At 59.3% G+C, this 25,049-nt stretch carries 24 protein-coding genes and 1 pseudogene; 11 read left to right on the top strand and 14 right to left on the bottom strand.

Annotated elements, in window-relative coordinates; translation table 11 throughout:
* Nucleotides 1-175 (top strand): annotated as a pseudogene (locus ACVWZ1_RS12165) (RNA-guided endonuclease TnpB family protein); the annotation flags it as partial.
* 48 nt (nucleotides 176-223) lie between these two features.
* Here the strand turns inward: ACVWZ1_RS12165 and ACVWZ1_RS12160 are convergent.
* The 4 genes from ACVWZ1_RS12160 to ccsB all read right to left on the bottom strand — a co-directional run bounded on the left by ACVWZ1_RS12160 (nucleotide 224) and on the right by ccsB (nucleotide 5,156).
* Nucleotides 224-1,723: a S41 family peptidase gene (locus ACVWZ1_RS12160; RefSeq protein WP_457503495.1), complete on the bottom strand. Its 1,500-nt coding sequence runs from the start codon at nucleotides 1,721-1,723 to the stop codon at nucleotides 224-226.
* A 165-nt stretch (nucleotides 1,724-1,888) separates the two neighbouring features.
* Nucleotides 1,889-3,559: a trigger factor gene (gene tig / locus ACVWZ1_RS12155; RefSeq protein WP_457503494.1), complete on the bottom strand. Its 1,671-nt coding sequence runs from the start codon at nucleotides 3,557-3,559 to the stop codon at nucleotides 1,889-1,891.
* A 76-nt stretch (nucleotides 3,560-3,635) separates the two neighbouring features.
* Nucleotides 3,636-4,019 carry a LapA family protein gene (locus ACVWZ1_RS12150; RefSeq protein WP_011431755.1) on the bottom strand — a complete coding sequence of 128 codons (384 nt, stop codon included), beginning with the start codon at nucleotides 4,017-4,019 and terminating at the stop codon, nucleotides 3,636-3,638.
* Nucleotides 4,020-4,103: 84 nt separating this feature from the next.
* On the bottom strand, nucleotides 4,104-5,156 hold the full coding sequence (gene ccsB / locus ACVWZ1_RS12145; protein ID WP_457503493.1) for a c-type cytochrome biogenesis protein CcsB: 1,053 nt from the start codon (nucleotides 5,154-5,156) through the stop codon (nucleotides 4,104-4,106).
* A 204-nt stretch (nucleotides 5,157-5,360) separates the two neighbouring features.
* On the opposite strand from ccsB, the gene ACVWZ1_RS12140 reads away from it, so the two are divergent.
* On the top strand, nucleotides 5,361-6,812 hold the full coding sequence (locus ACVWZ1_RS12140) for a hypothetical protein (protein WP_457503491.1): 1,452 nt from the start codon (nucleotides 5,361-5,363) through the stop codon (nucleotides 6,810-6,812).
* A gap of 256 nt (nucleotides 6,813-7,068) precedes the next feature.
* Here ACVWZ1_RS12140 and ACVWZ1_RS12135 read toward each other — a convergent pair whose 3' ends face one another.
* On the bottom strand, nucleotides 7,069-8,223 hold the full coding sequence (locus ACVWZ1_RS12135) for an AI-2E family transporter (RefSeq protein WP_457503489.1): 1,155 nt from the start codon (nucleotides 8,221-8,223) through the stop codon (nucleotides 7,069-7,071).
* Nucleotides 8,224-8,347: 124 nt separating this feature from the next.
* On the opposite strand from ACVWZ1_RS12135, the gene xseA reads away from it, so the two are divergent.
* From xseA to folD, 3 genes are all read left to right on the top strand, one after another.
* Complete coding sequence (gene xseA / locus ACVWZ1_RS12130; RefSeq protein WP_457503496.1) at nucleotides 8,348-9,577, top strand: exodeoxyribonuclease VII large subunit; 1,230 nt, start codon at nucleotides 8,348-8,350, stop codon at nucleotides 9,575-9,577.
* Nucleotides 9,558-9,794: an exodeoxyribonuclease VII small subunit gene (xseB, locus tag ACVWZ1_RS12125; RefSeq protein WP_457503488.1), complete on the top strand. Its 237-nt coding sequence runs from the start codon at nucleotides 9,558-9,560 to the stop codon at nucleotides 9,792-9,794. Before xseA ends, xseB begins: the two co-directional genes overlap by 20 nt.
* Before the next feature lie 92 nt (nucleotides 9,795-9,886).
* A complete protein-coding gene (folD, locus tag ACVWZ1_RS12120; protein WP_457503487.1) occupies nucleotides 9,887-10,756 on the top strand; it encodes a bifunctional methylenetetrahydrofolate dehydrogenase/methenyltetrahydrofolate cyclohydrolase FolD in 870 nt (289 codons plus the stop codon).
* Nucleotides 10,757-10,788: 32 nt separating this feature from the next.
* Here the strand turns inward: folD and ACVWZ1_RS12115 are convergent, their stop codons facing one another.
* From ACVWZ1_RS12115 to ACVWZ1_RS12100, 4 genes are all read right to left on the bottom strand, one after another.
* Nucleotides 10,789-11,262 carry a hypothetical protein gene (locus ACVWZ1_RS12115; protein WP_457467252.1) on the bottom strand — a complete coding sequence of 158 codons (474 nt, stop codon included), beginning with the start codon at nucleotides 11,260-11,262 and terminating at the stop codon, nucleotides 10,789-10,791.
* Between the two features lie 341 nt (nucleotides 11,263-11,603).
* Complete coding sequence (locus tag ACVWZ1_RS12110) at nucleotides 11,604-12,221, bottom strand: Npun_F5749 family FMN-dependent PPOX-type flavoprotein (protein WP_457388767.1); 618 nt, start codon at nucleotides 12,219-12,221, stop codon at nucleotides 11,604-11,606.
* A 48-nt stretch (nucleotides 12,222-12,269) separates the two neighbouring features.
* Entirely contained in the window at nucleotides 12,270-13,544 is a 1,275-nt protein-coding gene (locus tag ACVWZ1_RS12105) for a GNAT family N-acetyltransferase (RefSeq protein ID WP_457388765.1), read from the bottom strand.
* Nucleotides 13,545-13,770: 226 nt separating this feature from the next.
* Nucleotides 13,771-14,424, bottom strand: a complete 654-nt coding sequence (locus tag ACVWZ1_RS12100) for a DUF3386 domain-containing protein (protein WP_457467251.1) — start codon at nucleotides 14,422-14,424, stop codon at nucleotides 13,771-13,773.
* A 345-nt stretch (nucleotides 14,425-14,769) separates the two neighbouring features.
* Here ACVWZ1_RS12100 and murA point away from each other — a divergent pair, with 345 nt between their 5' ends.
* From murA to sixA, 3 genes are all read left to right on the top strand, one after another.
* On the top strand, nucleotides 14,770-16,092 hold the full coding sequence (gene murA / locus ACVWZ1_RS12095; RefSeq protein WP_202943714.1) for a UDP-N-acetylglucosamine 1-carboxyvinyltransferase: 1,323 nt from the start codon (nucleotides 14,770-14,772) through the stop codon (nucleotides 16,090-16,092).
* A gap of 193 nt (nucleotides 16,093-16,285) precedes the next feature.
* On the top strand, nucleotides 16,286-18,421 hold the full coding sequence (locus ACVWZ1_RS12090; protein ID WP_457467250.1) for a lytic transglycosylase domain-containing protein: 2,136 nt from the start codon (nucleotides 16,286-16,288) through the stop codon (nucleotides 18,419-18,421).
* A 145-nt stretch (nucleotides 18,422-18,566) separates the two neighbouring features.
* Complete coding sequence (sixA, locus tag ACVWZ1_RS12085; RefSeq protein WP_457445543.1) at nucleotides 18,567-19,154, top strand: phosphohistidine phosphatase SixA; 588 nt, start codon at nucleotides 18,567-18,569, stop codon at nucleotides 19,152-19,154.
* A 61-nt stretch (nucleotides 19,155-19,215) separates the two neighbouring features.
* On the opposite strand, the gene ACVWZ1_RS12080 is transcribed toward sixA, so the two are convergent.
* On the bottom strand, nucleotides 19,216-19,509 hold the full coding sequence (locus ACVWZ1_RS12080) for a DUF3082 domain-containing protein (RefSeq protein ID WP_457467249.1): 294 nt from the start codon (nucleotides 19,507-19,509) through the stop codon (nucleotides 19,216-19,218).
* 79 nt (nucleotides 19,510-19,588) lie between these two features.
* Between ACVWZ1_RS12080 and ACVWZ1_RS12075 the strand changes: the two genes are divergently transcribed.
* Nucleotides 19,589-20,269 (top strand): J domain-containing protein, encoded by a 681-nt coding sequence (locus ACVWZ1_RS12075; RefSeq protein ID WP_457467248.1) that lies wholly within the window; start codon nucleotides 19,589-19,591, stop codon nucleotides 20,267-20,269.
* Here ACVWZ1_RS12075 and ACVWZ1_RS12070 read toward each other — a convergent pair.
* The 3 genes from ACVWZ1_RS12070 to ACVWZ1_RS12060 all read right to left on the bottom strand — a co-directional run bounded on the left by ACVWZ1_RS12070 (nucleotide 20,261) and on the right by ACVWZ1_RS12060 (nucleotide 23,055).
* A complete protein-coding gene (locus tag ACVWZ1_RS12070) occupies nucleotides 20,261-21,130 on the bottom strand; it encodes an SDH family Clp fold serine proteinase (protein ID WP_457384648.1) in 870 nt (289 codons plus the stop codon). The genes ACVWZ1_RS12075 and ACVWZ1_RS12070 overlap by 9 nt on opposite strands.
* 70 nt (nucleotides 21,131-21,200) lie before the next feature.
* Nucleotides 21,201-22,082, bottom strand: coding sequence for a hypothetical protein (locus ACVWZ1_RS12065; protein ID WP_457467247.1), 882 nt, complete (start codon nucleotides 22,080-22,082; stop codon nucleotides 21,201-21,203).
* A 1-nt stretch (nucleotide 22,083) separates the two neighbouring features.
* Complete coding sequence (locus ACVWZ1_RS12060; protein WP_457467246.1) at nucleotides 22,084-23,055, bottom strand: fatty acid desaturase; 972 nt, start codon at nucleotides 23,053-23,055, stop codon at nucleotides 22,084-22,086.
* A 369-nt stretch (nucleotides 23,056-23,424) separates the two neighbouring features.
* Between ACVWZ1_RS12060 and psaK the strand changes: the two genes are divergently transcribed.
* Both psaK and ACVWZ1_RS12050 read left to right on the top strand, forming a co-directional pair.
* Nucleotides 23,425-23,670, top strand: a complete 246-nt coding sequence (gene psaK, locus ACVWZ1_RS12055; protein WP_414332568.1) for a photosystem I reaction center subunit PsaK — start codon at nucleotides 23,425-23,427, stop codon at nucleotides 23,668-23,670.
* A 121-nt stretch (nucleotides 23,671-23,791) separates the two neighbouring features.
* Nucleotides 23,792-23,929, top strand: a complete 138-nt coding sequence (locus ACVWZ1_RS12050) for a photosystem II reaction center protein K (protein WP_414332566.1) — start codon at nucleotides 23,792-23,794, stop codon at nucleotides 23,927-23,929.
* A 338-nt stretch (nucleotides 23,930-24,267) separates the two neighbouring features.
* On the opposite strand, the gene ACVWZ1_RS12045 is transcribed toward ACVWZ1_RS12050, so the two are convergent.
* Nucleotides 24,268-24,807: a DUF3611 family protein gene (locus tag ACVWZ1_RS12045; protein WP_414332564.1), complete on the bottom strand. Its 540-nt coding sequence runs from the start codon at nucleotides 24,805-24,807 to the stop codon at nucleotides 24,268-24,270.
* Nucleotides 24,808-25,049: the final 242 nt, after the last annotated feature.

Genomic DNA, 25,049 nt, shown 5'->3' with positions numbered 1-25,049 from the left:
GTGTTTGCACATTCATCCTGACCCTGAACAGTCCTATCGCCGTGGGAAGCAGTTTAAGTGTGGGCATTGTGGATGGGAAGGGGATGCGGACTGGAGTGGGGCGAGTATGATTGCCAGACTTGGGGCTGCCTTTGTAAACCAGCCTAGAGGTCCAGGGTTGGCTTGCCGACTCTAGGGCTACTGAAAGCTCCCGCCTTTAGGCGGGGGTAGTTTACCTTCGTCTTCAGCTCCCCGGCTTGAACAGGCCAATGGCCGTGACCTGGTTGGATCCCACCTCAAAGGCAAAGGCCAGGCCCAGGGCATCGTAGTTGACGTAGTAGCGGTCGTCGCGCAGATACTCTCGGCTTCCCTTGGGATAGGGCACCACCTCGTTGTAGCCGTTCTCGCCGGGCCCGCCGTAAACGGCGATCACTTCCGAATAGGTGGAGCCGATGCGGATCCCTTCGCCGGTCATGGCTTCCGGGTGGGTGGTGTAGATGCGGTTGGCGAAAAAGCTATCCACAATGCCCGGATGACGGTAGGTGAAGAGGATGTAGTCTTGTAGGTAAAAGATCTTCAGGTCGCTGTTGGGCTGAAACACATTAGCTCCAGAGGCCGCTGGGATCTGATCGACATTGCCCAGCAGGTGGGTATCCACGTTGCGGGTATCCATGCCCAGCTCAAAGCGGCCAACTCGGCCCTCTTGCACCAGCACTGTAGGCCGTGGGGGCAGGGTGGGTCGCCGTGGGGGCAAGGCCAGCGCTTGCAGGCCGGCATTCAGCCAAGCATTGTCATCTCCTTCCACCGTCTGCAAAGGCACTAAACCTCGCTCCAAAGAGCGACCATCTCCTGTCTTCCAGGTGGCCACGGCCAGTTCCACCGCCGCGCCGGAGGGGAGAGCAAAGAAGCGGGTTTGTCGCTCGCTGCCTTGGGTGGGCTGTCCCAAGATAAGGGTGCTACCGCTGGATCCCAACTGGGCAGCCAGGAGGGTGGCCCCCTGGCGGGTGTTACCATCCACGAGAACGGCCAACGGGATCCCGGCGGCAATGGGCAGATTTTCGCTGTTCCAGAGGGTGGGCTGCCCGAATCGGTCTTCGGTAATCAGCAGCGGCTGGACGGAGCGGGGCAAAAACAGGCGCGCCACATCGGCCACCACTTGGGGGTCGTAGCCCACAGCTCCGCGCAGGTCGAGGACAATGCCCTGGCTGTAGTCTTGGGTGTAGAGGGTTTGGCGGATCTGCTGAGCCGTGGCTGGGGTGAGATCCGGCACAGCCAAGTAAACCTGGCGCGGGCCAATCCCGCGGGCTTGTACGGGAGGACGGGGACGGTTGAGCAAGTCCTTGAAAGCTTGCGGATCCCAGAAACGATCGGCGGGATCCCCATACTCCCGCAGGATCTCTTGAATGAACTCGTACTCCACCTCAATGGGGGGGCGGGGATCCCCGTAGCTTCGGGCCAACAGGCGGGTGTAGAGGTCGTTGTAACTGACTGCGGCAGCTTGGTTGCCTGCACCCAAGGACTCGTTGATGAACAATCCCACCAGATGGCGGAGATCCAGCCCGACCGGCTCACGGGGAGGGGAAGGGGCTGCCGGGATCCCTGGATCGGGAAACGAACCTTGGGGATCCGAGGGCATGATGGGCACAGGAGGCAAGGCCGATTGGCCCACAGCGCTGCCGGGCGAGATCCCGGCGATCAGGGTGAGGATCCCCCAAGCCCCAAGTACGCGCGCAAATCCCTTCATGGCAGCCTGCCCTCTTGCAGATGTTGCGAATAGGATAAACCCTAAACGCTCCCCTTTGCCACTGCCAGCAGTGGTAGATATCTATTTTTTGCGACTTGGAACACTAGGGGCTGCGCCCCCTTGCTTTTGAAGGAAATGCCCTCAGCCAGAAAATCCCCAGCGCATTCACTTGCCTTTTTTGTCCTTTTTGCTCGGCTTGGGCTTTTCTGCTGCCGGGATCTCTGTAGCGGTCTCTGCCGCTTTCTCCTCAACTGGGAGCGTTGCCTCTGCCGCAGAGGCTGAGACGGTTTCAGCAGGGGATGCTTCTACAGCCTTTTCTGTAGCTGGCTCGGCTTCCGCAGCTGCAGCTTCTCCATCCGTTTCCGCGCCCGTAGCCGTCTCTGAGGAGGATTCAATTGCCTCAGGGATCCCAGATACCTCTGCTTCTGGCTCATCGAACTTAAACTCGGCCTCTGGCACTTCAACCTTCTCCTCCGAGCCTGCCAAAGAAGTGGGCGCCTGGGTTGGATTCCCCTCGCTATCGACCCAGTTGACCGTGGTCTGAGACTTCAGCCAAGCCATCACCTTGTTGGTCAGCAAGCCTTCATAGACGGCTTGGCGTACTCGTTCCCGATCCAGCTTTTGGCCTTGCTGGGCGTAGGCCGCCATCACCTCTTCCACTTCCACGTCCAACTCCGTAGAGCCTACGGCAATTTGCTCTTGCCGAACGATGGCACTCAGGGCCAAGGTGCGCCGCAGCCGGTCGATGGCTTCGGGTCGGTGGCGCTCTTTCAACTGGTTAAGGGTTTCGGGAGGCAACTCGGACAAGAACTTACGGAGCTCCCCCGGCTTGATGCCTTCCTGCCGCAGGGCCTGGAGACTCTGGGCCAGCAGTTGTGTCGTTTCTTGTTCGATGAGGGTTTCCGGCAAATCCACCTCAGTAGTCTCCAAGATGGCGTTGAGGAGGGCGGTTTCCAGGTTCTCCTCGGATTGTCTCAGGGCATCCTGTTCAAGGCGCTTTTGCAAGTGCTCCCGCAGTTCGGCCACCGTTTGAAAGCTGCTGATCTCTTGCACAAAGGCATCATCCAATTCGGGCAGCTCTTTGGCCTTGATCTCCCTCAGGCAGACAGTGAAGGTAACCGTTTTCCCGGCCAACTCTTTTCTGAAGTAGTCGTCGGGGAAGGTGGCTGCGATCTCCTTGGTTTCGTCGAGCTGCATGCCCACGATGCCCGCCACAAAACCGGGGATGAAGTTGTCTTCCTTGAGTTCCAGCTGGAAGTCCTGGGTGGTCATCTCGTCGAGGGGATTGCCTTCTGCATCGCGGGCCTCAAAATCGATCACCACCACATCCCCCAACTGAGCAGGCCGATCTTCTACCGGCAAGAGGGTGGCCCGCTGATCCCGCCATCGGTCGATGAGCTGGTCAATTTGCTCAGGTTTGACGTCAACACGGGTTGCCGTAACGGTCAGCCCTTTGTATTGGCCAACGCGGGCTTCGGGGTACACCTCAACGTATCCCGAGAAGCTGAAGTCTGCTTCGGGGTTGAACTGAGCCAAGAGCTGCCCCACCTCGTCATCCAGCTCGAACCGGCTAATGGGAGTGAGCCGAGCTTCCTTGAAAGCCTGTTGAATGGCCTCGTTGATTAGGTCATCGACAGCACTGGCCAGGATGCGCTCGCGGCCCACCTGACGCACAACAAGATTGCGGGGGGCCTTGCCCTTGCGGAATCCCGGAATCTGGATATTCTGCTCCAGTTGACGCAAGGTTTTTTCGTAGGAGCGCTTCACCCGGTCGGCTTCTACCACGATTTTGAGACCGACCCGGCTGCCAGGGCGTTTTTCTTGGATAACCTGCATAGGAAGTATGAGCTAGGGAGAGGGGCAAGTAGAAGTTCAATTCTACCTCAACGGCCTGTGGGTCAACCTGGGGATTTTAGGCAGGGGATCCCTCGGTGGCCACTTCTTTCACATCCTGGATGTCCTCTTGGGGTTCGGCACGCTTGCTGGGAGGCAGTTGCTTCACTTTGGCTTCCAGCTCCACCACCATTTCCTTGAGTTCGGTGATGGTGACTTCCTTCTCCTGCAGTTGCCGATTTTTTTCCCGGGCTTCGATGCTGAACTGTACGCGCATCCAGAGGCTATACAGCCAGGCGAGGGCGGCCCCAATCCCGGCAGATGCCAGAAGTTCCATCACCAGAGGGCTTTCAACGCTGACGCCGGGGGCAAAAGTAACCGTGACCGGGGTGGCGTTTTGCATGGCAAAGAGGGCAATGGCCAGGAGGGCTGAAAACAAGATCAGGTAGTTGAACAGTCGCATCGTTTTTCTCCTCGAAGGGATCCACTACGGCTTGCCAGCACCAGAATACCCATAAACTCGGGCCGGTTTTTGAGAAAAATTCCCTCAGAAAAACCAGCCATAACTGTGTAAGCCTTTGCCCAGAAAGTTCACCCCCAGATAACATACCCAAACCACTCCAAAACCCAAGCTGGCCAAGAGGGCGGGGCGTCTGCCTTGCCAGCCTTTGGTGATGCGGGCGTGCAAATAGGCGGCAAAGACCAACCAGGTAATCAAGGCCCAGGTTTCTTTCGGATCCCAGCTCCAGTAGGTACCCCAGGCTTCGTTGGCCCAAACGGCGCCGGCAATAATGCCGATGGTGAGCAGGGGGAACCCCAGCCCGATGAGCCGGTAGCTGGTGTTGTCCAAGATTTCTGCCAGGCTCAGCCGTTGCCAGGGGATCCCTTCGGGGGCCGGTTGGGGAGGGAGTTCAGCCGACGAGGGGGCAGGACGGGGGGAGCGGAGGCCGGCATAGGCCAGTTCCGAAGCCGGGGAGGGCAGGGTGGCCTCCGCCCATTCGGGATGGGTCTGGGGTTGGGGAGGGCGAAATTGCAGGCCGAGGGAGTTGCCCTTGAGATGCACTTCCTGACCGCGGGTGACGATGAGAAAGCTGATGGAGAGAAGGGATCCCACCAGCAGCGCCGCGTAGGCCAGCAACATCACAGTCACGTGCATCATCAGCCAGTTGGATTGCAAAGCCGGCACGAGGGGCTGGGCTACCTGCATATCTTCCGGCAGCACCAAGGCAGCAAAGGCTACGATCCCGGTTACAACTGGGGCAGTCATGACCCCCACCCAGCGGCTGCGGCTCCAGTGGAGGGCCAGCAGGTGCAAAGCGGTGATCCCCCAGGCCAGGAAAAACAAAGACTCGTACAGATTACTCAAGGGGAAGTAGCCTGCATCGATCCAGCGGGCCGTCAACAGGGCGGCCATCGTCAAGTTTGCCCCGATCATCCCCGCTAGGCCCAATTCGGCCAAAAGCTGCACCTGGGGAAAAGCTGCCCCGCCCCAGTAAAACAGCATGGCCCCCAAACAAATGGCAAACGCCACGTTGTTGAGCAGAGCTTGCCACTGGGCCAGATCCATGCCCGCAAGAGCTGTTATCGCCAACAGAGCCATACACGACCTCAAAAGTGTCTCCGACCCGGCTTGAGCCAGGCCAGTTGATCCCATTCTAGGGCGGGGGAAGGGATCTTCCCCAAAGGACACATGCTGGTAATGTGGGGATGGCTTGTCTGCGGCTCGGCAGGATACAAAGAGCATTGGGATGTAAGGCTCATGCAAGAACACGCGGGAAATGCCAGGTTGAGAACGTGGGGGTTGTTGAGATGGTGGATCTGTCTGTTGGCCGCCCTCGTTTTGGCCTCTTGTGGGGGATCCCCGCCTGAACCCTCCCAGGAACAGCTTCCCCAGCTAGAGCGCGTGCCGGTTCCCCCGGAGATTGCCAAGCTGGATGCCCATTTGCAGTATTGTCGCCCGCAAGTTCAGATCCTCAGCCCCAAGCCAGGTGAGGTGTTGTCAGAGCGGCAGGTAACCGTTCGCTTCGCGGTGCAAGGGTACCCACTTTTCAAAGATCCGCAATTGGGTCTCGGCCCTCATCTGCACGTGGTGCTGGACAACCGGCCCTACATCGCCCATTACGATGCCGATGCTCCCCTCGTTTTCAAGGATTTGGAGCCGGGATCCCATACTCTGCGGGTGTTTGCCGGCAAACCCTGGCACGAGAGCTTCAAAAACTCTGAAGCCTATGCCCAGGTTAGCTTCCACGTGCTAGCTCCCACCCCCGAGTACGTGCCACAGCCGCAACTGCCCCTGCTCACCTACAACCGCCCCACAGGCAGCTACGGGGCCGAGCCAATCTTGGTGGATTTCTGGCTGGCCAATGCCCCAGTGCGGGAGAGCCTGTTGAGTGACTTGCCACGGGACTGGCGGATCCGCTACACCCTCAACGGCCAATCTGGCCTGCTGGATCGCTGGGAGTCTTTTTATCTGAAGGGCTTCAGGCCCGGTCGCAATGTGATGGTGCTGGAACTGGTGGACAGCAAAGGGGATCCCATCCGCAATGTGTTCAACAGCGCCGCCCGCGAGATCACCTACACCCCTGGCGGCCAAGACACCCTCTCCAAGCTGGTTCGGGGGGAGCTAAAAGCCGAAGAGGCCCTCGCCATTGTGCAGCCGCAGCCCACACCCACGCCGACTCCGGAACCCACGCCCACCCCAACGCTGACGCCAACGCCAACTCCGACACCCACGCCCACTCCTACTCCGACGCCAACACCCAGCCCGACACCCACGCCCACTCCTACTCCGACGCCAACGCCAACTCCGACACCCACGCCCACTCCTACTCCGACGCCAACGCCAACTCCGACACCCACGCCCACTCCGACACCCACGCCCACTCCTACTCCGACGCCAACACCCAGCCCGACGCCCACACCCACACCCACTCCGACTCCAACGCCAGAGGCGACGCCCACGCTTGCACCTCGTCGCCAGCCGCGCTTTCAACTGGGCCGCCCCCGTCCGACACCAGAGGGGATCCCGGCTGTTCCAACGCCACCGCCCGTGGTGGCCACTCCTGAACCTGAGCTTACGCCTGAGCCCAGCCCAGAGCCCTCTCCGCAAGCTGTGCCCACTTCAACTCCCCAGACTGTGGCTACGCCTTTGCCGCGCGTGACCCCCATTCCCTTCCAGGAGCGGCGGGTGCGACAGCAGGGGTTGCGGCTTTTCCCGCCGGGACTCCACAGTCCAACCTTGCCAGGTGAGCGATAGCGGGACAGAATCCTTGGTTGACAGAATGCCCTTCGCACAGCGGGCCGTGGGCCTCACTGTTTCCCCGATGCCGCTCTGCCTGGGTGCGCAGTTGCCAGTTGTCGCGTTCTCACACCGGTCAAGCGCGAGGAGCGTGGAGCGACGGGAAAGAATCCCCCGGCTCTAGCCGTGGGGAGAACGTCGATTCCTGCCCAATGGAAGGGCCGGTCGTGTGGCTAAGCTGATGGGGTTGAGCCAAGCCAGGAGCATTGCCCCCTCAACCTTCTCGCACCGATTGCGGTCGCGGAATGGGATCCTGGTTTTCCGCCTGGGTGGAGCTCTGGATCCCATTCTCTCCACTTTCCAACCTGAGCAAGGGCCGCAATCGGGATCCCTGCCAGGGATCCAGGACATCCCGAATTAGCACCTCCTGAATCCACACCTGCAGGATTGCCGCCAAAGGCACGGCCAGGAACAGGCCCAGCACCCCAAAGAAAAAGGCTGAAGTAACTTGAGCTACTAGGGTTAGGGCGGGCAGGAGCGACACCTGTCGGGACATGACGATGGGGGTGAAGACGCTGCTTTCCAACTGCTGGATCAGGATATACAGTCCCAGCACTGCCAAGGACTTCCAAGGGGCATCCGTGAGGGCTACCAGCATGGGGGCTACCACGCTCAGGGTTGGGCCGATGTTGGGGATGAAGTTGAACAATCCCGCCAGCACCGCATTGGCCAAGATCAGGGGCACCCCCAAAATCCACAGCCCGATCCCACTCAGCAGCATCACCAAGGTGCTGGTGAAGAGGATCCCCATCAGCCAGCCCCGCAGCGCCAGCTCACAGCGCTTGAGGATGTAGCGAATGCGGGGACGGTAAAAGGCCGGGAAAACCGAGACAAAAGCGCGGCTGTAGGCTTGGGGATCCGCCAACAACAAGATGGTGAGGATGATCACAAACAACAGGTTGAGCAGGGTGCCGAAAAAGGCAGTGAAGGACTGGGAGAAAAAGTCTCGCGCTTGGCGCACCAATTCGGTGGCCTGGGGCACCAAGCTATTGGCCAATTCCCGCAGCGTCGGCAGCTCAATATCCGTCGGCAAAGAGAGGATCAAGCTCTCGAACAGCCGCTGCGCTTGCACGATCCCGGCGGGCACCCCATCGGTAAACAGCCGCCGCAACTGCTCCGCCAGGGGGGGCACCACGATTAGCCCCACCAAGATCGCGGCCACCAAAACCGTCAAACTGGTGATGACAATTGAGGGGCCACGCCGAAAGCCGTAGCGCTGTGGGATCTGGGCCAAGGTATCCAATGCTACTGCCAACACAATGGCCGCGAACACCAACAGCAGGATCTGCCGGATCTGCCAAAGCAGAACTAGCAGGCCCAACAGCGCCCCTAGCCCCAGCCACTGGGCGAAGGTCACCCGCCAGCTCACCTCCTCTCTCGCCCGGTTGTCGCCTATTCTAGATGGGATCCCGACAAGTCCCATCGCTATTCGAGAACCCTGGATGCGCGATCCTGTCCCTTCAGAAGTGACTTTAGCCGCCCGCAGCAGTGGGATGGAGTTTTTGCTCACGGATGAGGCTCCCCTGCTCTCGGTGGGGGGAGTGTCCCGTTATTTGAAATCGCTGCTGGCCGGGGATCCCTACTTGGTCAGGCTGTGGGTGAGCGGGGAAGTCTCCAGTTGCCAGCGCAACCGCAATGGCCACCTGTTCTTGACCCTGACCGATCCGGAAACCGGCGACGTTCTCAAGGGGGTGGTCTGGCAGGGCCAAACTTCCAGGCTCAGCTTCTGGCCGGAAGTGGGGCAACAGGTGCTCGCCCTTGGGCAACTTGGCATCTATAGCGGCGGCAGCCATTATCGCCTCGTCATCTGGCAATTGCTGCCTGCCGGGGAAGGGCTGTTGGCGTTGCGATTTCAACAGCTCAAGGCCCGCCTCAGTGCTGAGGGCTTGTTCGATAACCAACGACCTCTGCCTGTTCATCCCCAGTGCATTGCCGTCGTCAGTTCCCCCCACGCTGCCGGCTGGGGAGATATTCGGCGCACCCTCAACCAGCGCTACCCCGGGCTACGGGTGCTGTTCTCCCCAGCTCAAGTGCAAGGGGAGGCGGCCCCGGAATCAATTGTGCGGGCCATTCGACGGGTGGAGCGGGATGGGCGGGCCGAAGTGCTTTTGCTGGCGCGGGGCGGTGGAGCCAGCGAAGATTTGGCCTGTTTTAACGATGAGCGGGTGGTGCGAGCCATTGCCGAATGTCGGATCCCGGTGGTCACCGGGATTGGCCACCAGCGGGATGAAACCCTGGCTGACTACGCTGCCGACTACGCCGCCCATACCCCAACGGCAGCTGCCGAGCGGATCGTGCCGGATCTGGGGGAATTGCAGCGCCAGGGATCCCAGTTGCGCCAGAAGTTGATCGAACGCACTCGCCAAGCTTTGGAAAGGGCCCAGCAGCGTTTGCAGCAGGCCCAACACCACCTGGCTTACGTGCATCCAGAGCGGCTGTTGCAACAGGCCCAGGAGCGCTTGACCCAGCGCCAACATCGCCTGCTCCAAGCCGTGCGCCATCGCCTCCGGCAACACCAACAGCACCAACAGGCCCTACAAGATCGCCTACAAGCTCTCGATCCTGAAGCCATTCTGAAACGGGGCTATGCCCTGGTGCGAAATGAAGAGGGATCCCTCATCCGCACCCATCAACTGCCCCCCCAAACCCGCCTGATAATACAACTGGCCTCGGGAAGCCTGTGGGTACGAGTAGAGGAGAGCCATGAACTGCCGCAAACGTGAGGAGCCGTGGCGCTATGAAGCGGCCATTGCCGAAGTGGAAACTTTGATTGCCCAGATTGAGTCGGGGGAGCTGGATCTGGCCGAGGTGGTGGAGCGCTTTCAACAGGCCGCCCGAACCCTGAAAACCTGCGCGGACTTCCTGGAGCAAAAGCGGCAGCAGGTGGAGATCATCATCGAGCAATTGGGCCAAGAGGAAGAAGACCTGCCCGAATCATAGGGATCCCACCTGATCATTTCCCCTGCACTGCTGTTGCCATTCTGCTTCACTATGGATGGTCGTTGGATGGTTGTCTTTATCCTTGCGCCCCCATGCCCGCAAAAATCCTCGATGGCAAAGCCTTAGCCGCCCGTCTGCAAGCGGAGATGGCCGCCCAAGTGCAAGCTTGGATACCCCAGGTGGGGCGGCCACCGGGATTGGCGGTGTTGCGGGTTGGAGAGGATCCCGCCAGTGCGGCTTATGTGCGCGGCAAAGAGCGGGCCTGTGAGCGGTTGGGCATTGCTTCTTTTGGCCGACATTTTTCCGCCCAAGACTCCCCTGCCCATTTGCTCGAGACCATCGACCAACTCAATCAGGACGAGCGGGTGGATGGCATCCTCGTCCAACTGCCCCTGCCCCCCGGCTGGGATCCCATCCCCCCCCTTTTGGCCATCGATCCCGGCAAAGATGTGGATGGACTCCATCCCCTCAACCTGGGCCGGCTGTTGCGCGGCGAACCCGGCTTGCGCAGTTGTACCCCCTTGGGCGTGATGCGCCTGTTGCAAGCAGAAGGGATCCCGATTGCAGGCCGAAAGGCAGTGGTGGTCGGTCGCAGCATCTTGGTGGGCAAGCCCTTGAGCTTGATGTTGTTGGCCGCCGATGCGACGGTCACCCTAGCCCACTCCCGCACCCCCGACTTGGCAGAAGTGACCCGCGCCGCCGACATTGTGGTGATGGCCGTGGGCCGCCCCCGCCTATTGAGGGCAGACATGGTGAAACCCGGCGCGGTGGTCATCGACGTTGGCATCAACCGCATCGAGACCCCCACCGGAGCCGAGCAATTGGTGGGAGATGTGGACTATGAAGCGGTCAAAGAGTTGGCCGCTGCCATCACGCCCGTACCGGGAGGCGTAGGGCCGATGACGGTAACGATGCTGCTGGCCAACACCCTAGAAAGCTATAAACTGCGCAGCCAGTTATAAACCACAAGATGTTCTATTCAGTACAAAAGCATCTAAGGCTGCAAGATCATCGACCAGGAGCCGCTCTCCCCATCCCAAAACGGGGCCAGAGACTCTCCCACCACATTGGGCCCCCAATAGCGGCGGGTTCCATCCAGGGCGAAAGCCACCACAATGTCTCCGGGGCCGATTTGCAGCGGTTCCTCTCCCAAGCTCAGCAGCAATCCCTCGCTCCCCCCCTCTCCAGGGGCAAAGTCCCAGTGGGCCGTTTCCGGATTGATCATCCGTTCGCCGCTGCGCATCAAGATCACCAGCCGAACCGGATGGGGCGTGCGATTGCCGACACGAAAGGATCCTGTGCGGGCGGAGGTGGGGACAGCCTGGGGGGGCAAGGCAGGTTCTGAGTGCAGAACAGGGACAACATTCCCCTCAACGGAATCCTCCAAGGCTTTCAGCGTCGGTTTCTCCAGAGTCTGTGCCCTCAATCCCTGCACGAGAACCCCTACCCCAACCAGAGCGGCAGACAATACTAGGGATCCCTTGCCCCTCAAAGCTCTGTTCAGCAATGGGCCGCCGGCGAAAAAAGAGGCAACAGCCTGAGCGAATGAGCAGATCAAGACGCACATCGAGACCACTGCAAGCCAAAGTGATACGTGTCGAGTTAGACAAAAGGCATCAACTGCTGCCCTACCCCTGATAGACCAGCCATACGCGTACAGAGTTCCATCAGAGGATAACGCCCCCACCGTGCAGAACACGATCGTTCAGCTACGTTAACACGTCCATTCCTCTATTCCCTGTGCTTTGGAGGAACAAGGAATAAGGGATCCCCCACTCCAGACCAGGCTGAAACCAGTTTGGATCGCCTTCAGGGATTCACGGCCCGACGCTGCCACCCTTTGGAAGTGCGCTCGTACACCGTCCGCAATTGGGGATAGATCTGATCCCCCTTAAGCTGCAAGTGATCCACCTCTGTTGGCTCCAGCAGTAATGCCACAAAAGTCTGCGGGGGCAGCGGATCTTTCTCTTTCGGCAACTCTTGAATAAAAGCCTCTGGCGGGGCGAGCGGCCCTTTGGGTTCCGGCCAAAACCAGAGGAGCCGTCCTTTTTCCGATATCTGTTGCCACAACTGCTGCCGCTGGCGCTGAGCTTGGGGATCCGGATGATCCGCGGCGATGGCCTCAAGGGTGCCGGCAATGCGGAATTGTTCGCGGGTTTTGCAGAAATACCAGCAGATCTGAGCCTGGGAGCAGTGGGCAATTTGTCGAATCTTCTCGCTACGACTATCCACCGCCAATTGAATGCGATCGGTATCGCCCAAAAACCCCCGGAAAACCACCGTGCGGTTGCGCGGATGCCCCTGGGGATCCACCGTGGCCAATTGCAAATACCGCACACCGGGATCGCTACGGTTCCGGTGCAGTGCCGCCTGAATCAGCGCCCGCCAAGAGGGATCCGCAGTAGAATTGCCCTTCGGGTCTTTCATCCGTTTTTCGCAAGGTGCAAGCAAGCCAGGATTGGGGCTCTCTCTCCCTTAGCTAGGGGGTGGAGAAGCCTCAGATTGGGAGTCTCTGGAGAGCCCTGGTGAAGACTCCACACCGCTGACGCGACCAGAGCTGGGATCTGGCTCGGTTGGGCTAATGGGATGAAAGTGGTGCTCTACCCAGCCCTCCGGCGGCCCCTCAAACCGCTCCGGCACTGGCTGCTTCACCTGTAATCCCCGCAGCATCGCGTTGAGATAAGCACTATCCCAGGTAAAGAGGCGGCTTTCGCGGATTTTGTGCCACACCGAACGCGACATCAGCAACGTCCGCTCTACATCCTGGGCTCCCAGCTTCAGCAAGAACTCCTCCCGTTCCGGCTGGTAATCGGTGGAGGCCAAGGCCAGAGATTGCGGCGGATGAGCCTGAGTAAGCTGGGCCATCTTGGCCATGAGTTCGGGGTAAAGCCAAGTGTAGGCAGGGTGAACCGTAAGCTTGGCCACATGAGGTTGCTGCCCGGTGCGATCCAACTTCAAGTTGAAGTAGCCGATGGCGGTTTTGCGTTCGGGCTCGTAAACACACACTTCCACCCGCTCCGTCTGGCTAATGGCGCATTTGGCCTGCTCCAAAAGCCAATCCAGTGGGCTAGTGCGAAAATCGTTCACCTCACGGTCGTACACCTGGCGCACAGTGGCCGGCATGGATCCCGTATCCAGTTGGTAGATGGCGTAGGCATCCCGATTGGTCACCGGCACCAGGTTGGGCAATTTGGGCTCGTGCTGGCTGAGAGCTGCCAGAATATCGGCTGGAATCGACCAGTAGGTGATCTGAGCCAAGGGTTGGAAGCCGTTGCGCCGGTAGAGCGCCATTGCCCCTTTGTTGTGGATGTTCACCTCCAGGATCCAGGTGCGAGCTTCCCGAAAGTGCTCCATGCAGTGCTTGAGCAGCCGGGATCCCACCCCCTGGCGCTGGGCAGAGGGCGCTACCGCGATATGGTCGACCCGCCAGGTGCTGCGGGAATGGTTGAAGGGAGAAACCTGAATCACTCCCTGAATCTTGCCCTCCAGCTCCGCCACATGCACCGTAAACATGTGCTGAAAGCGATTGGGAAACAGGGTCAGGGTTTTCAGGGGCCCATACCACTGGCGCAACCGCCGCACTTGGCGACGAATATCCACCGAGCGGCTGCTGTACTCTTCATCAAAGGCTTGCGCCAAAATCTCTTCCACAGCCTCCAGATCCCCCAGTTGGGCGGGGCGAATGATCAGGTCAGGGGCACCAATGGGGGCTTCGGAATCCGGGTCAGGTTTTGCTGTGGTGTTGTCCATGCCAATCGCAGGCGGGAGAATATTCAAAGCATAGCTCAGGCTCTCTTGCTTTTTCTAACCGGGAGGATCGTTCTGCAACAAAGCTTGAAAGCCTACAGATCGGCTTTCCCGTTATCGAGAAAGGCTTGGCCGCCAAGAAGGGCGTGAACTCAGCCTCCCGGTAGCTGCCCAACAGTGAGAACGGGAGAGCTGGCCCCCTACCCTGCTGGGGTCAATGCCGGGTCGCTCACGCCCCAACGTCTAGCAAGGTCAAGTTGCTGAAGGTGAAGCGCTTCTCCACAGGGCCGGTTTCCGTCTCGGTCTGGATACGCCGCTCCGAGAGGATGTAGTACTGGCCCACTTTTGTATACAGATCCTCGAATTGGCTGCGCCCGCCTTTTTGCTCGCCCGTTTGGGGATCGTGATAGACGGAATCGTAGCGGTGGGAAAGATAGCCTTCGCCGGTATCGTGGCTGCTGAAGGTGTGGATGGTAACCACCACTCCGTGGATATGCCGATGCACCATGGTAACCTGGTTATCGCGCACGTGGTAGCGATCCCCTTCGGCTTTGCCCCCCACCAGGATCTCCACTGTGCCATCGGGCAGGGTTTGGCCATAACGGAAGGTGTTGCTCCCATGGGTCTCGTCGAAGCTGCGGCGCACCCGGTGAATGGCAATCTCCCAAAGTTGGTTGTGAATGGCTTTTCGAGCTTCCTCATCCTCTACGCCGGTAACAGTGGCCTTTAGGTCTGCTCCCACTCGCACCTGCCCAACGAATGTGCGCTCCCCATCCCAATAGGTGACCTCGGCGCTGTAGCCTGGGAAAGCGGGATCCCAGGTGTAGCGGTTTTCATAGGCGGCCCGAAACAACTCTTGGGCAGAGACTTGAGTGGCAATCATCGGCTGTCTCCTTCCTGTTTTCCTTGCAAGCACTTCCCCTGAGCATCCATCATACCGCCCCCTGCTGTTGGGCTGCCCCCCAGTTGCCTTCGCTGAGAACCTGCATCTGGTGAACTGGCCTAGCCGCTCCCCTGTCCGCTGCTGCAGGATAGAAGCACAGCCATGGGAACTTCTTCCTCACACCCAATTTGGCTTGCGAGTTTAGCCGCTGCTGTGATCCCCAGAGTATTCTCTGAGAAGGGTTCGCCTATTTTTTGTGGGTGAGGAGGGAGATTGAAAGGTTTTGACAATCGCGTCAGCGGGGCGGATCCCCTAGAGCCTGGCCTGACGCCGCCCCAGACCGGCATGGCAACCGCGCCAGAGATGATGGGGCCAGTGCTGAAAATCATTGGCAAGCAGACCCTGAGTGGCCACATCCCTATTGGCGGGGCAAAAAACTCTGCCTTGGCGCTGATGGCCGGGGCCATCTTGGCTCCTGAGGCCTGTCGAATTCACAACGTGCCGCGTCTGCTGGACATTGAACGCATGGGGCAGATCCTGGCCACGCTGGGAGTTAAGGTTTCCCATGTTGGCAATACCCTGGACCTGGATGCCAGCTCCCTCAAAACCTCTCAAGCCCCTTATGAATTGGTCAGCCAGTTGCGGGCCAGCTTTTTCATCATAGGGCCTCTGTTGGCGCGGCTGGGGGTGGCCAGAGTTCCCCTGCCCGGTGGCTGTGCGATTGGGTCTCGTCCCGTGGATCTGCATGTGCGGGGTCTGCAAGCCTTGGGGGCAACGGTCCAAATCGAGCATGGGGTGGTTCATGCCTATGCCCGTAAATTGTTGGGAACCCGTATTTACCTGGACTATCCCAGCGTCGGTGCCACCGAGACCTTGATGATGGCCGCTACGCTGGCGGATGGAGAAACGGTGATCGAGAACGCCGCCCAAGAGCCGGAGGTGGCGGATCTAGCCCGTTTTTGTCAAGCCATGGGGGCCCGCATTCGCGGTGTCGGCACCAATACGGTTGTGGTGGTAGGGGTGCCCCGCTTGCATGGAACGGAGTACACCGTCATTCCCGACCGCATCGAGGCCAGCACCTATCTCATTGCCGGGGCCATTACCCGCTCTCACCTCACAGTTGGCCCTGTTATTCCCGATCATCTGCGGGCGGTGATCGCCAAGTTGCAAGCGATGGGGCTGCGGGTGGAAGAGGAAGGCCCAAACCGGCTGCGCATTGCCCCGGCTCAACTGAGCTCAGGCTGGCTGTGTCAGGCAACCGATATTCAAACGCTGCCCTATCCTGGTTTCCCCACCGATGTGCAGGCGCCGATCATGGCTTTGGCCGCCTTGAGCGAGGGCAGTTGCACCATTGAGGAGACAGTGTTTGAAAACCGCATGCACCACATTCCCGAGCTGAATCGCATGGGAGCCGATATTCGCCTGAAGAACCGAGTGGCCCTGATCCGAGGGGTGCCGTCCCTTTCCGGCGCTCCGGTGGTGGCTACCGACCTGCGGGCGGGTGCGGCCCTGGTGTTGGCCGGCCTGGCGGCTGAAGGCTGCTCCACAATCCACGGATTGCACTACATCGACCGGGGCTACGAAGCCATTGATGAAAAGCTGCGCAGTGTCGGGGCCAAGGTGTACCGCAGTGAAAGCCCGACAGGGATCCCGCAATTGGGGAAATGAGCTGTTTCACTGCTGTCTGAAATCTGAAGATTTGAGGAAAGAACTGCTCCTCTCCCTGCTTATCGTCTGGCCCCAATGCTCGGTGACCGCTTGCCAGGTGAGCTTTCCAGCCGTTTCGCAAGTATCGAGTTGTCCGGTGGCTCAACGCAGTCGGGTTGAGTATCTTAGTTCAGAGGTGGTGGGGAGGCAAAGCATGGGGATCCTGACAGGCAGCAAACGACGCTGGACAAGATGGGCTGCCGGTGTGCTGGCAGCGGGAGCAGCTCTGGGTGGGGCCGTCTGGGGCTTCTACACCTCATCCTGGGCAGAAACCGCGGAGGTGGCCTCTGCACCAGAAGACAGGGATCCGGCGCAACTGCCTCAAACTTCCACAGTGGCCTTTCTGCAAGCCTATGCAGCGCTACAGGCCGGCCAAGCGCAATCTGCCTTGAAGCATTTGCAGGGGCTGGAAGAGAGCCTGCCGGTTCTGAGGGAAGAGATTTGGAAGCTCAGGGCCCAAGCCTATGAACAGTTGCAGGACAAGGAAACAGCCCAAGGGATCTGGTGGCCCCAGATTTTGCAGGAATATCCCCACAGTCCTGTGGCCGCCTACGCCCTCTGGGGGATGGGCCAGGTGGATCGGCTGCGGCAGCAATTTCCCACCCACCCGCTGACTGGACGTGCCCTCAAGCATTTGCTAGAGCTGGATCCCGACCGCTATGACCTGCTGCGGGATTTGGCCCAACATCACCCGCAAACCCCTGGGCTAACGCCGTTGCTGGATCGCTGGCGGCAGGCTCAAGAGGGATCCCTCACGGCTTCCGACTGGCAGATCCTCGCCGATGCCTACTGGGAGCAACGGGAGTACGGCAAAGCTGCCCGGGCCTATGGACGTGCCCCCGCCACCTCTCAGAACCTCTACCGCTGGGGTCGCAGCCACCAGATCTCGCGGGAGTTTCCTCAGGCCAGAGCGGCTTACCAAGCGCTGCTGGCACAGTTCCCCGATGGGCCAGAGGCTTCCCTCACCCGTCGCCGTTTGGCGGAACTGAGCGACCTGCCGACGGCAATTGAACTCCTCCGACAGGTGGGATCCGGCTCAGATAAAGAAGCTCCAGAGGCGTTGCTCAGCCTCAGCCAGCTCTATGATCGCAACGCCAGCCCCCAATCGGCCCAAGCCACCCGGCAAGCCCTTTGGGATCGCTTTCCGGCCAGCGAAGCTGCGGCCAATGCCGCCTGGACGGTGGCCTGGAGCCAAGCACAAGCAGGCAATCTCAGCCAAGCCATCGCCCTGGCCCAACAGATCGGATCTGCTCAGCGGGATACAGAAATGGGGGCACAACTGCTCTACTGGGCGGGCAAATGGCGGGAACAGCAGGGGGATGTGGCTGCAGCTCGGCAGACCTATCGGCAGGTACTGCGTCAGTTTCCCCACACCTACTACGGCTGGCGGTCGGCAGTGCAACTGGGCTGGCCGGTGGGGGATTTCTACAGCGGGCGCAAAAGAGTGGAGGTGGATTTTCAGCCGGTGCGCCAACCGTTGCCGGGGGTCTCTGCAGTTACGCAAACCCTGCATTTGATGGGAGCCAGCCAACTGGCCTGGGAACGCTGGCAGGGCGAAACTCCGGTGCAGCGGGATCCCCGCCAGATGAGCGTTGCCGAGCGCTTTGTTACGGGCATTTTGCGCAACAGCGCCGGAGATCACCTGCGGGGCATTAACCAGGTGGCTGCTTTGCGCTTTAGCGAAGAGCCGGATCCCTTGCTGGAGACGTTGAGGCAGCGCCAAGATTTCTGGCAGGCCATCTATCCGCTGCACTACTATGCGGGCCCCGACAATTCCTGGAGCGGGGATCCCTACGCCCAACCCGGCTTGGCCCACTGGTCACGGCAATTTAACCTCAATCCCTTGATGGTGGCGGCTTTGATCCGGCAGGAATCCCGCTTTGAGCCAGAGATCGTCTCGGCCTCGGGGGCTTTGGGCTTGATGCAGGTGATGCCCGCCACCGGGCGCTGGATTGCTCAGCAGATCGGCCTGGCCCAGTACAGCCTCACCAACCCCGCCGACAATCTCTACCTGGGATCCTGGTACTTCGACTACACCCACCGCACCTATCAAGACAACACCTTGCTGGCCCTGGCCAGCTACAATGGTGGCCCCGGCAACGTGGCCAGATGGCTGAACCGCTTTGGCTTCGAGGATCCGGATGTGTTTGTGGAGCAGATCCCCTTCCCCGAAACTCGGGGCTATGTGAAGTCCGTGTTTGGCAACTACTGGAACTACTGGCAGCTCTACACCCAGGAGGGGCGCACTCTGGTCAGCCAGCGACTGCATAACCCCTCGTCTTCTTCATGACTTCCGGTTTTGTCGCGGGAGTGCTGCCGTAGAGGGAGTGGGCTTTTTTCCCACAGTATTCTGGGAGAGTTACAGTTATTCCAAGATTTGGCAGTCAAGATTTGACAGTGCCGTTCGCGCCGGCAGGACAGAGTTTTGGAGTTCTATGGTCTCTGGGTCTGAACAACAGGAGAGCGTTCGCGTTAGCAGCGCGGAGCACCATCAGGGGGCGGCAGAAAAGCAGACTGCCCGACAGGAATTGGCCGTGGATTTTATTCGCCATGGCATAGCCGAGGAACCCCGGCCAGAAGTCGAGGATGCCTTTCGGGCCCTTACAGACGAAGGTCGCAGGCGCTGCCGCAAGATTGCCCGCCAGCTCAAGAACATGGGCTGGAGGTGGGATCTCCTGCTCACCAGTCCCCTGGTGAGGGCTCGGCAGACGGCTGAGATCTTTTTGGACGAGAACCTGGCCGAAGCTGTGGAGGTGTTTGAGCCGCTGGCTCCGGGCGGCAGTTTTGCTGACCTGGTGCGCTGGCAAGCAGAGCGGGAACCTCTGGCGTCTTTGGCTCTGGTCGGTCACCAGCCGGATCTGAGCCTGTGGGTACAAGCGGCTGTTGGTCTAAACCCGGCCAACGCCCACGCGATCACCCTCAAAAAAGCGGGCCTAGCCCAAGTGCGCTTTGCCGAAGGCCGGATTGACTACCGCCAGGGATCCCTGACTTTGTTGCTCTCCCCCAAGGTGGTGCTGCGCTGAGAAGAAGCTGGCTCATCATGATAAACGCCCAACGAGTCGGCCAGAGGTTGTGCCCCTAGGTTCAGCGCTGAGAGGAGGTCAGCCGCTCTCCCAGCAATTGCACACAATAGGCCGCCAGCCCCAACCCCACCATGGCAAACATGAAGGCAATCAGGGAAACGGAACCGACCAGCAGGTAGCGCACCAGAATGCTGATCCCACGGGCCAACGATCCAATCTCCACATCGATCGGCGGCAACTTGGCCAACATCGAGAGCAGCAGTTGAAAAAAACCGTAGCCCAGACTGACGGCAATGGTGGCCCCCAAGAGGGCACTGAAAGGGTTGGGGGATCCCTGGGGCGAGGCGGAAGACATGGGGCAGCACCGGAAAACTCACCTTTATTCTAGGCTGCAGGTAGAATATGGAAGTTTCTTTCCGGCAGGCCTGGGGAGTATGGAGAGCGGATCCCATTACGAAGTTTTGGGCGTTTCCGTGGCGGCGACGGCGGAGGAGATCAAGTCTGCCTACCGTCGTTTGGTCAAGTACCACCATCCCGACAGCCTGCTGGCCAAAAAAGATCGGGCCACCTCTGAGCGCATCCGCCAGATCAACGCTGCCTACGCGGTGCTCAAGGATCCCCAATCTCGCCGCGAATACGATCGGCAACTGCACTCCAGCCGCACCTCACCCCGCCCCCAGCCGACGGGATCCCCCCGTGAAACCGTCAGCCACGAAGCCATCGCCCGCGCAGCCTGGATCCAACAGGTCTACACCCCTCTAAACCGAGTGTTGGGGCCCTTGTTGTCTTCCCTAAAGCCTCAGTTGAATGCTTTGGCGGCGGATCCCTTTGATCCCGACCTGTTGCAGTCTTTTGCTGACTATCTGGAAGAGTGTGCGCAGAAACTGGCCCAAGCCCAGCAGATCTTTGGCCGCCTCCCCAATCCCAGCAGCCTGGGGGGAGTGGCTTCTCGCCTCTACTACGCCCTCAACCACCTAGAGGACGCTCTAGAGGAGCTGCAGTATTTCCCCCTGAACTTCGACGACCGCCATCTGCACACCGGACAAGAGCTGTTTCGCCGGGCAGGGGGGCTGCGCCTGGAAGCTATGGAAGCTTACGCCAAGAGTTCACCCTAGGCCAGAGCGGGATCCCCCTCTGGGCAGAGCGGGGCGGGGATCATAGGGGATGGGGATGTACTGCACGGAAGGGCGGCCCATGGTGGCCTGTGGGTACAAGTCCATCAGGGCATAGATTTGGGGTGGCAACTCGGTAGAAATGGGCAGGCCCAACCTTTGGGCTTCTTCGGCAGTGATCGGGTAGTCGTGGGTAACTTGTCCACTGGTTAGGTACTGGATGAGGGGCTCGATGCGTTCGGGGGCAATTTTGCGCTTGGGCACATCGTCCTTCAGGAGATCCCGCACGAAGTTCTGTACCTGTTGCATCGCTTTGCGGGCCAGATCCGCCAGGATCAAGGTTTGGTCGTCGATTTCGGCAATGGGTTTATCCGCCACCACCTGCAGAATACTGGCGGCAGCATACCCCCCCAACTGTGGATCCACCGGCCCCAGGACTGCATTGGCATCCATGACGATTTCATCGGCGGCCAGGGCCAGCATTGTCCCCCCCGACATGGCGTAGTGAGGCACGAAGACCGTCACTTTGGCCGGATGGCGGATCAGGGCGCGGGCAATTTGCTCCGTGGCCAGCACCAGGCCACCGGGGGTATGCAAAATCAAATCAATCGGGGTATTGGGTGGGGTAAGGCGAATCGCCCGCAATACCTGCTCGGAGTCCTCGATGCTGATGTAGCGGGAAACCGGGATCCCCAAAAAACTAATCGACTCCTGGCGGTGAATGAGCAGAATCACCCGGCTGCCCCGCTTTTGCTCCAACTCCCGAATGGCCATCAAGCGCCGGAACTCTTGGGCACGACGGTTCAGCAGAGGTTGCAAAGAGCTGAAGATCAGAAAAATCCAGAACAGGCTGCCCCAGTCCACTTTCACACCTCAAGTGGGATCCCTTTGCTTCCAGGATAGGGGATAGCAAACCTTTGGTGATCTCTGGGCCTCACGAGTTGGGTTCAGACGCCGCAAAAAAGCGATCCAAAGCCTGCAGCAAATCCGGTACGGAAGCTTGGTCAATCCAAGATCGAATATAAGCCTGTTGCTCCGCCAAGTTTTCAATGCGGCCCAACTTTTGCATGGCCAAGTAGCGGGTTTCTGCCTCGGCGCGATTGGTTTGCAAGTCCAGCCGCTGCTCCGGGGTCAGCGGATACTCCGTTTGGGCCAACAGGTAATCCGCCACCATCATGAACAGCAGAGGCCCCGCCAATTCCACCTGAGGCTCGGCTTCTGGCTCAGAATCGGCAGCAGCGAGATCTTGGAGATCTTGAAGGAGATCCTGCCCCAGTTGCAGCAGCTCTTCTGCCGAAGCAGCCCGCAGCATCGTCTCGGCAGTGGCCCGGAGCGGCTCTGGGGAAACCCTGTGGTGAGTGGCCAATTCCGCCAGGGCCTGTTCCCATTGATCCCGTTGGGCTTGCACCACAGCCCGCTCTTCTGGGGAAAAGTCCAACCGCTCCAGCAACACCTGCAGAGCCACAGCCCCCACCAACAGGGGGGGGAAGCGCAGCACTGTAGAGGCGGATCCCGCCTGCTCCAAAAAGGCTTCCAAATCCGGGCCAGATCCCCTGTCCAGCAAGTCCTGCAAGTAGGCCAGCACCTCTTGGGGCGAGGTCAACCTGAGGATCCCTCGCACCTGTGCCCGCAAGTCTGCGGGGATCCCAAGGAGCTGCACCTGGACTTCGGCCCGCGCCTGCGCTTCTGCAATCAACTCCGGCAAATCTGCCGTTGCCCGACCGGCCTGCAACAAAACCTGGCTAGAGTCCTGCAACAGGCTGGCCGCTTCCACAAACAGCAGCACCTGAGGGACTTGCAGCGTTGGCCAAACCATGCTAGCCGGGCTGTGGATCCGCAGGGGATCCCTCCGATCCGGAATTGGCTGCTGTAGCAGGGTGAGCTGAGGTGGGCTTGTGCCAGTGCAGACCGATCAGAGCATCGTACAAAAAGCCCCAAAACTCTCCCTTCTCCCAGATCCCCAGCGTTTGCTGGCAGTTGCGCGCGTCCAGCTCAGGTTTGGCTGCCCAGTAGGCTGCTTGGTATTTGTACCAGGGAACAGAAGGCCAGAGATGGTGGATCAGGTGATAGTTTTGCCCCAACAGCAGAATGTTGGTCAGCCATCCGGGATAGACGCGGGCATTGTACCACCGCTCTTGGGATTGAAAAGGGCGATGGGGCAGGTAGTCAAAAAACAAGCCCAGCAAGAACCCCATGATAAAGGCAGGGGGTAGCCAATAGTTCATGATGTAGTCGGTGTAGCCGAAGTAGCTGGCCAGACCAAAGGTCAGGATAACCACCAGCCGACTCAAGCCCCACTCCAGCAGATCCCAGCGACCTTTCCGCCAGAGCTGCCGCTTAAAGAAAAACACCTCATGGTAGAAAAACCGCGGCGCGATCAGCCACAGCGGCCCTCCCGTTGAGACATAGTGATCGGGATCGTCTTCAGGATGGTTGACGTGGGCGTGGTGCTGCATGTGTACCCGCTTAAAGACGGGATAGACAAAACCCTGCAACAGGGCAGAGCCGTGTCCGAGTGCCTCGTTCAGAAAGCGGTTGCGGTGGGCCGAGCCATGGGAAGCATCGTGAATCACCGTGCCCAGAACATAGAGGGCCACAAAATTGAGCCAGAACACCATCCATTTGGGCCAGTGCCAAAAGGCGTACCCGCCAAAGCAAGAGGCCGAAAGCACCACCGCAGCCAAAAACATCAGCAAGGTGGGATTCCAAAATTCCGAGGGTGGCCCCAACAGCTCACGAGGCAATGCGAAAGGTTTTTGGGCTGGTTCAGCAGTAGCAGCAACAGTCATCGGCAGCCATCCTTAGGTGCGCACAGTGCAGACAGAGAGGATGGGTCGAGGCAGCGCGTCCCAGTCATCACACCGAAAAGAGATCGAAGAGATAAGTTTGTTAACTTTCGTTAGTATACGGCAGAGACCTGCCCAGCTTCTCAGCCCAAGCCTTATTTTCCTCACAACCCCAGCCATGGGGGCACCTTCCTCTCCTGGCCAAGGATTCCTGAAGGATCCCGGCAATAGCAAACTGCCCCTGAAGCCGGAGAAAAGCCGTAGTGTGAGGTTCTGTTGCAGCCTCTGTTGCAATTCATGTGCAGATTGCGAGGGGATCCCAGCAGGAGGGGTAATCTAAGAGTCGGTCAACCTGAGTTGAGGACGAAAACCATGATGCCTGTTGTCGCGCCGCTGGCTTTGACCGCTCAAACCAGCCCCTGGTCCCCCCTGAGCGCCGTGATCATTCTGCTCTGCACAGGGCTGGCTTACCTGAGCTTCAAATCCTCTTCTGGAGTGGCCTCAGAGACCGGGCCGGTACTGGGAATGACCTGGCCAGAAGTCATCGGGGTTGCCAGCTTTGGCCATTTGTTGGGAGTGGGGGTCGTTTTGGGCCTCTCTAACATTGGCGTTCTCTAGGTCGCCACTTCCTTTACATTTCTTGAACTTAGTCCGGATCCCTGCTGGATGATGTTAAGCTCTATTTTAATTCTGAAAGAAGCAGTTTCTTCAGCCGCATTTTCCCCTGAGGTTTGTTGCTATGTCAGCGATGGTGCTCCTGGCCAGTTTGCCGGAAGGCTATGAATTGTTTGACCCGCTGATCGACATTTTGCCGATCATCCCTGTTCTGTTTTTCCTGCTGGCTTTTGTCTGGCAAGCGGCAGTGGGCTTTAAGTAAAGCCATTGCTTTTACTGAGGTCGCAAAGGTCTCAAAGGCCTGGGTGGTCTGGAGAAAACTCAAGCAAACCTAAAGGGCTTCCCCCAGCTTATCTCCTAAGTTGGGGGCTCTTTGCTTTGCCCATTTATGGTCATTTCGATTCAAACTAGGACACTGCACCCACGCCTAAAACGTTAAATGCACCGTGCCAGAAGGCCTTTCAAGGACTCCGTCCCGCTAGCGCGAACAGTAGCTCAGGTGTCTTGCCCTGAACTAGAACGACTGTAAACGACTATAAAAACAACAAGCCGTCTCGCCACTGTCCACATGACTCCCAAAGGTGGGCCAGGGATCCGGCGCTAGGGTTCGCGGTCGAGGACACCGGTAATCCAGAGAACCCCTGCCAAGCAGACGAAGTGGGCAAACGTCACGTTGATGTTGGCGGCCAGCAGCAGCACTCCTGTCACCTGGTTGGCCTGGGTGCGGGAAAACATGCGCGCCAACAGCTCGCCCACTTGGGCTTCCATACCAATCAAAGCAAGGAAGGCCCCAATGAGGCTGACATAGGTGACCAACTGCAACTGCTTGGGCAAATCCAATTGGCTTAGGGCATCAGCAGAAGCTGAGCGGCGCTCCGCGTGGAGCAAGTAGCGCCAGTTGAAAAATAGACCGGCTGCCAGGGTGAGCAATGTAAACAAGGTGAACCAGAAGGCGATGACAGCCCCCAGCGAGTCATCTCGATAGACGGTATTTTGGCCGATTAAAAAGCCAAACCACAGCAGCAGCGCCGTCGCCCCCAAGATTGCCTGGAACCAAAACCCAAAGCGACGAGTCATGCGCAAACGAGATTTCATCCGCTCGATAGCCGCCCGTACTGACGGCGACATGGGCTCGTTCATCTTTTTCCCCCGCTCGCCTGGATGAACACCAACGTTCGCTTCCAGCCTATCTTCATTCTCCGGCCCCAGTCACCAAATTTTCGGGCTGGAGGCCTGCACCATAGCCGCAGGCTTGGTGTCGGGAGGAAAGCCCTCCTCCATATAGGTTTTGCTGGTCAAAAGTCTGGATAAACTACAATAAGCCCATGAGCCAGACTATCTCTGTACGTTGCAAGCTGATAGTCCCACAAGAGTTGCGTCAA

The sequence above is a fragment of the Thermostichus sp. MS-CIW-25 genome, from assembly GCF_054060015.1.
This window is presented reverse-complemented; position numbering and strand designations above follow the sequence as displayed.

Coding starts and splice junctions, on each gene's coding strand:
- ACVWZ1_RS12160 (WP_457503495.1), bottom strand. CDS start 1,723: ATGAAGGGATTTGCGCGCGTACTTGGGGCTTGGGGGATCCTCACCCTG.
- tig (WP_457503494.1), bottom strand. CDS start 3,559: ATGCAGGTTATCCAAGAAAAACGCCCTGGCAGCCGGGTCGGTCTCAAA.
- ACVWZ1_RS12150 (WP_011431755.1), bottom strand. CDS start 4,019: ATGCGACTGTTCAACTACCTGATCTTGTTTTCAGCCCTCCTGGCCATT.
- ccsB (WP_457503493.1), bottom strand. CDS start 5,156: ATGGCTCTGTTGGCGATAACAGCTCTTGCGGGCATGGATCTGGCCCAG.
- xseA (WP_457503496.1), top strand. CDS start 8,348: ATGGAGTTTTTGCTCACGGATGAGGCTCCCCTGCTCTCGGTGGGGGGA.
- xseB (WP_457503488.1), top strand. CDS start 9,558: ATGAACTGCCGCAAACGTGAGGAGCCGTGGCGCTATGAAGCGGCCATT.
- folD (WP_457503487.1), top strand. CDS start 9,887: ATGCCCGCAAAAATCCTCGATGGCAAAGCCTTAGCCGCCCGTCTGCAA.
- ACVWZ1_RS12110 (WP_457388767.1), bottom strand. CDS start 12,221: ATGAAAGACCCGAAGGGCAATTCTACTGCGGATCCCTCTTGGCGGGCG.
- ACVWZ1_RS12105 (WP_457388765.1), bottom strand. CDS start 13,544: ATGGACAACACCACAGCAAAACCTGACCCGGATTCCGAAGCCCCCATT.
- ACVWZ1_RS12100 (WP_457467251.1), bottom strand. CDS start 14,424: ATGATTGCCACTCAAGTCTCTGCCCAAGAGTTGTTTCGGGCCGCCTAT.
- murA (WP_202943714.1), top strand. CDS start 14,770: ATGGCAACCGCGCCAGAGATGATGGGGCCAGTGCTGAAAATCATTGGC.
- ACVWZ1_RS12090 (WP_457467250.1), top strand. CDS start 16,286: ATGGGGATCCTGACAGGCAGCAAACGACGCTGGACAAGATGGGCTGCC.
- sixA (WP_457445543.1), top strand. CDS start 18,567: ATGGTCTCTGGGTCTGAACAACAGGAGAGCGTTCGCGTTAGCAGCGCG.
- ACVWZ1_RS12080 (WP_457467249.1), bottom strand. CDS start 19,509: ATGTCTTCCGCCTCGCCCCAGGGATCCCCCAACCCTTTCAGTGCCCTC.
- ACVWZ1_RS12075 (WP_457467248.1), top strand. CDS start 19,589: ATGGAGAGCGGATCCCATTACGAAGTTTTGGGCGTTTCCGTGGCGGCG.
- ACVWZ1_RS12065 (WP_457467247.1), bottom strand. CDS start 22,082: ATGGTTTGGCCAACGCTGCAAGTCCCTCAGGTGCTGCTGTTTGTGGAA.
- ACVWZ1_RS12060 (WP_457467246.1), bottom strand. CDS start 23,055: ATGACTGTTGCTGCTACTGCTGAACCAGCCCAAAAACCTTTCGCATTG.
- psaK (WP_414332568.1), top strand. CDS start 23,425: ATGATGCCTGTTGTCGCGCCGCTGGCTTTGACCGCTCAAACCAGCCCC.
- ACVWZ1_RS12050 (WP_414332566.1), top strand. CDS start 23,792: ATGTCAGCGATGGTGCTCCTGGCCAGTTTGCCGGAAGGCTATGAATTG.
- ACVWZ1_RS12045 (WP_414332564.1), bottom strand. CDS start 24,807: ATGAACGAGCCCATGTCGCCGTCAGTACGGGCGGCTATCGAGCGGATG.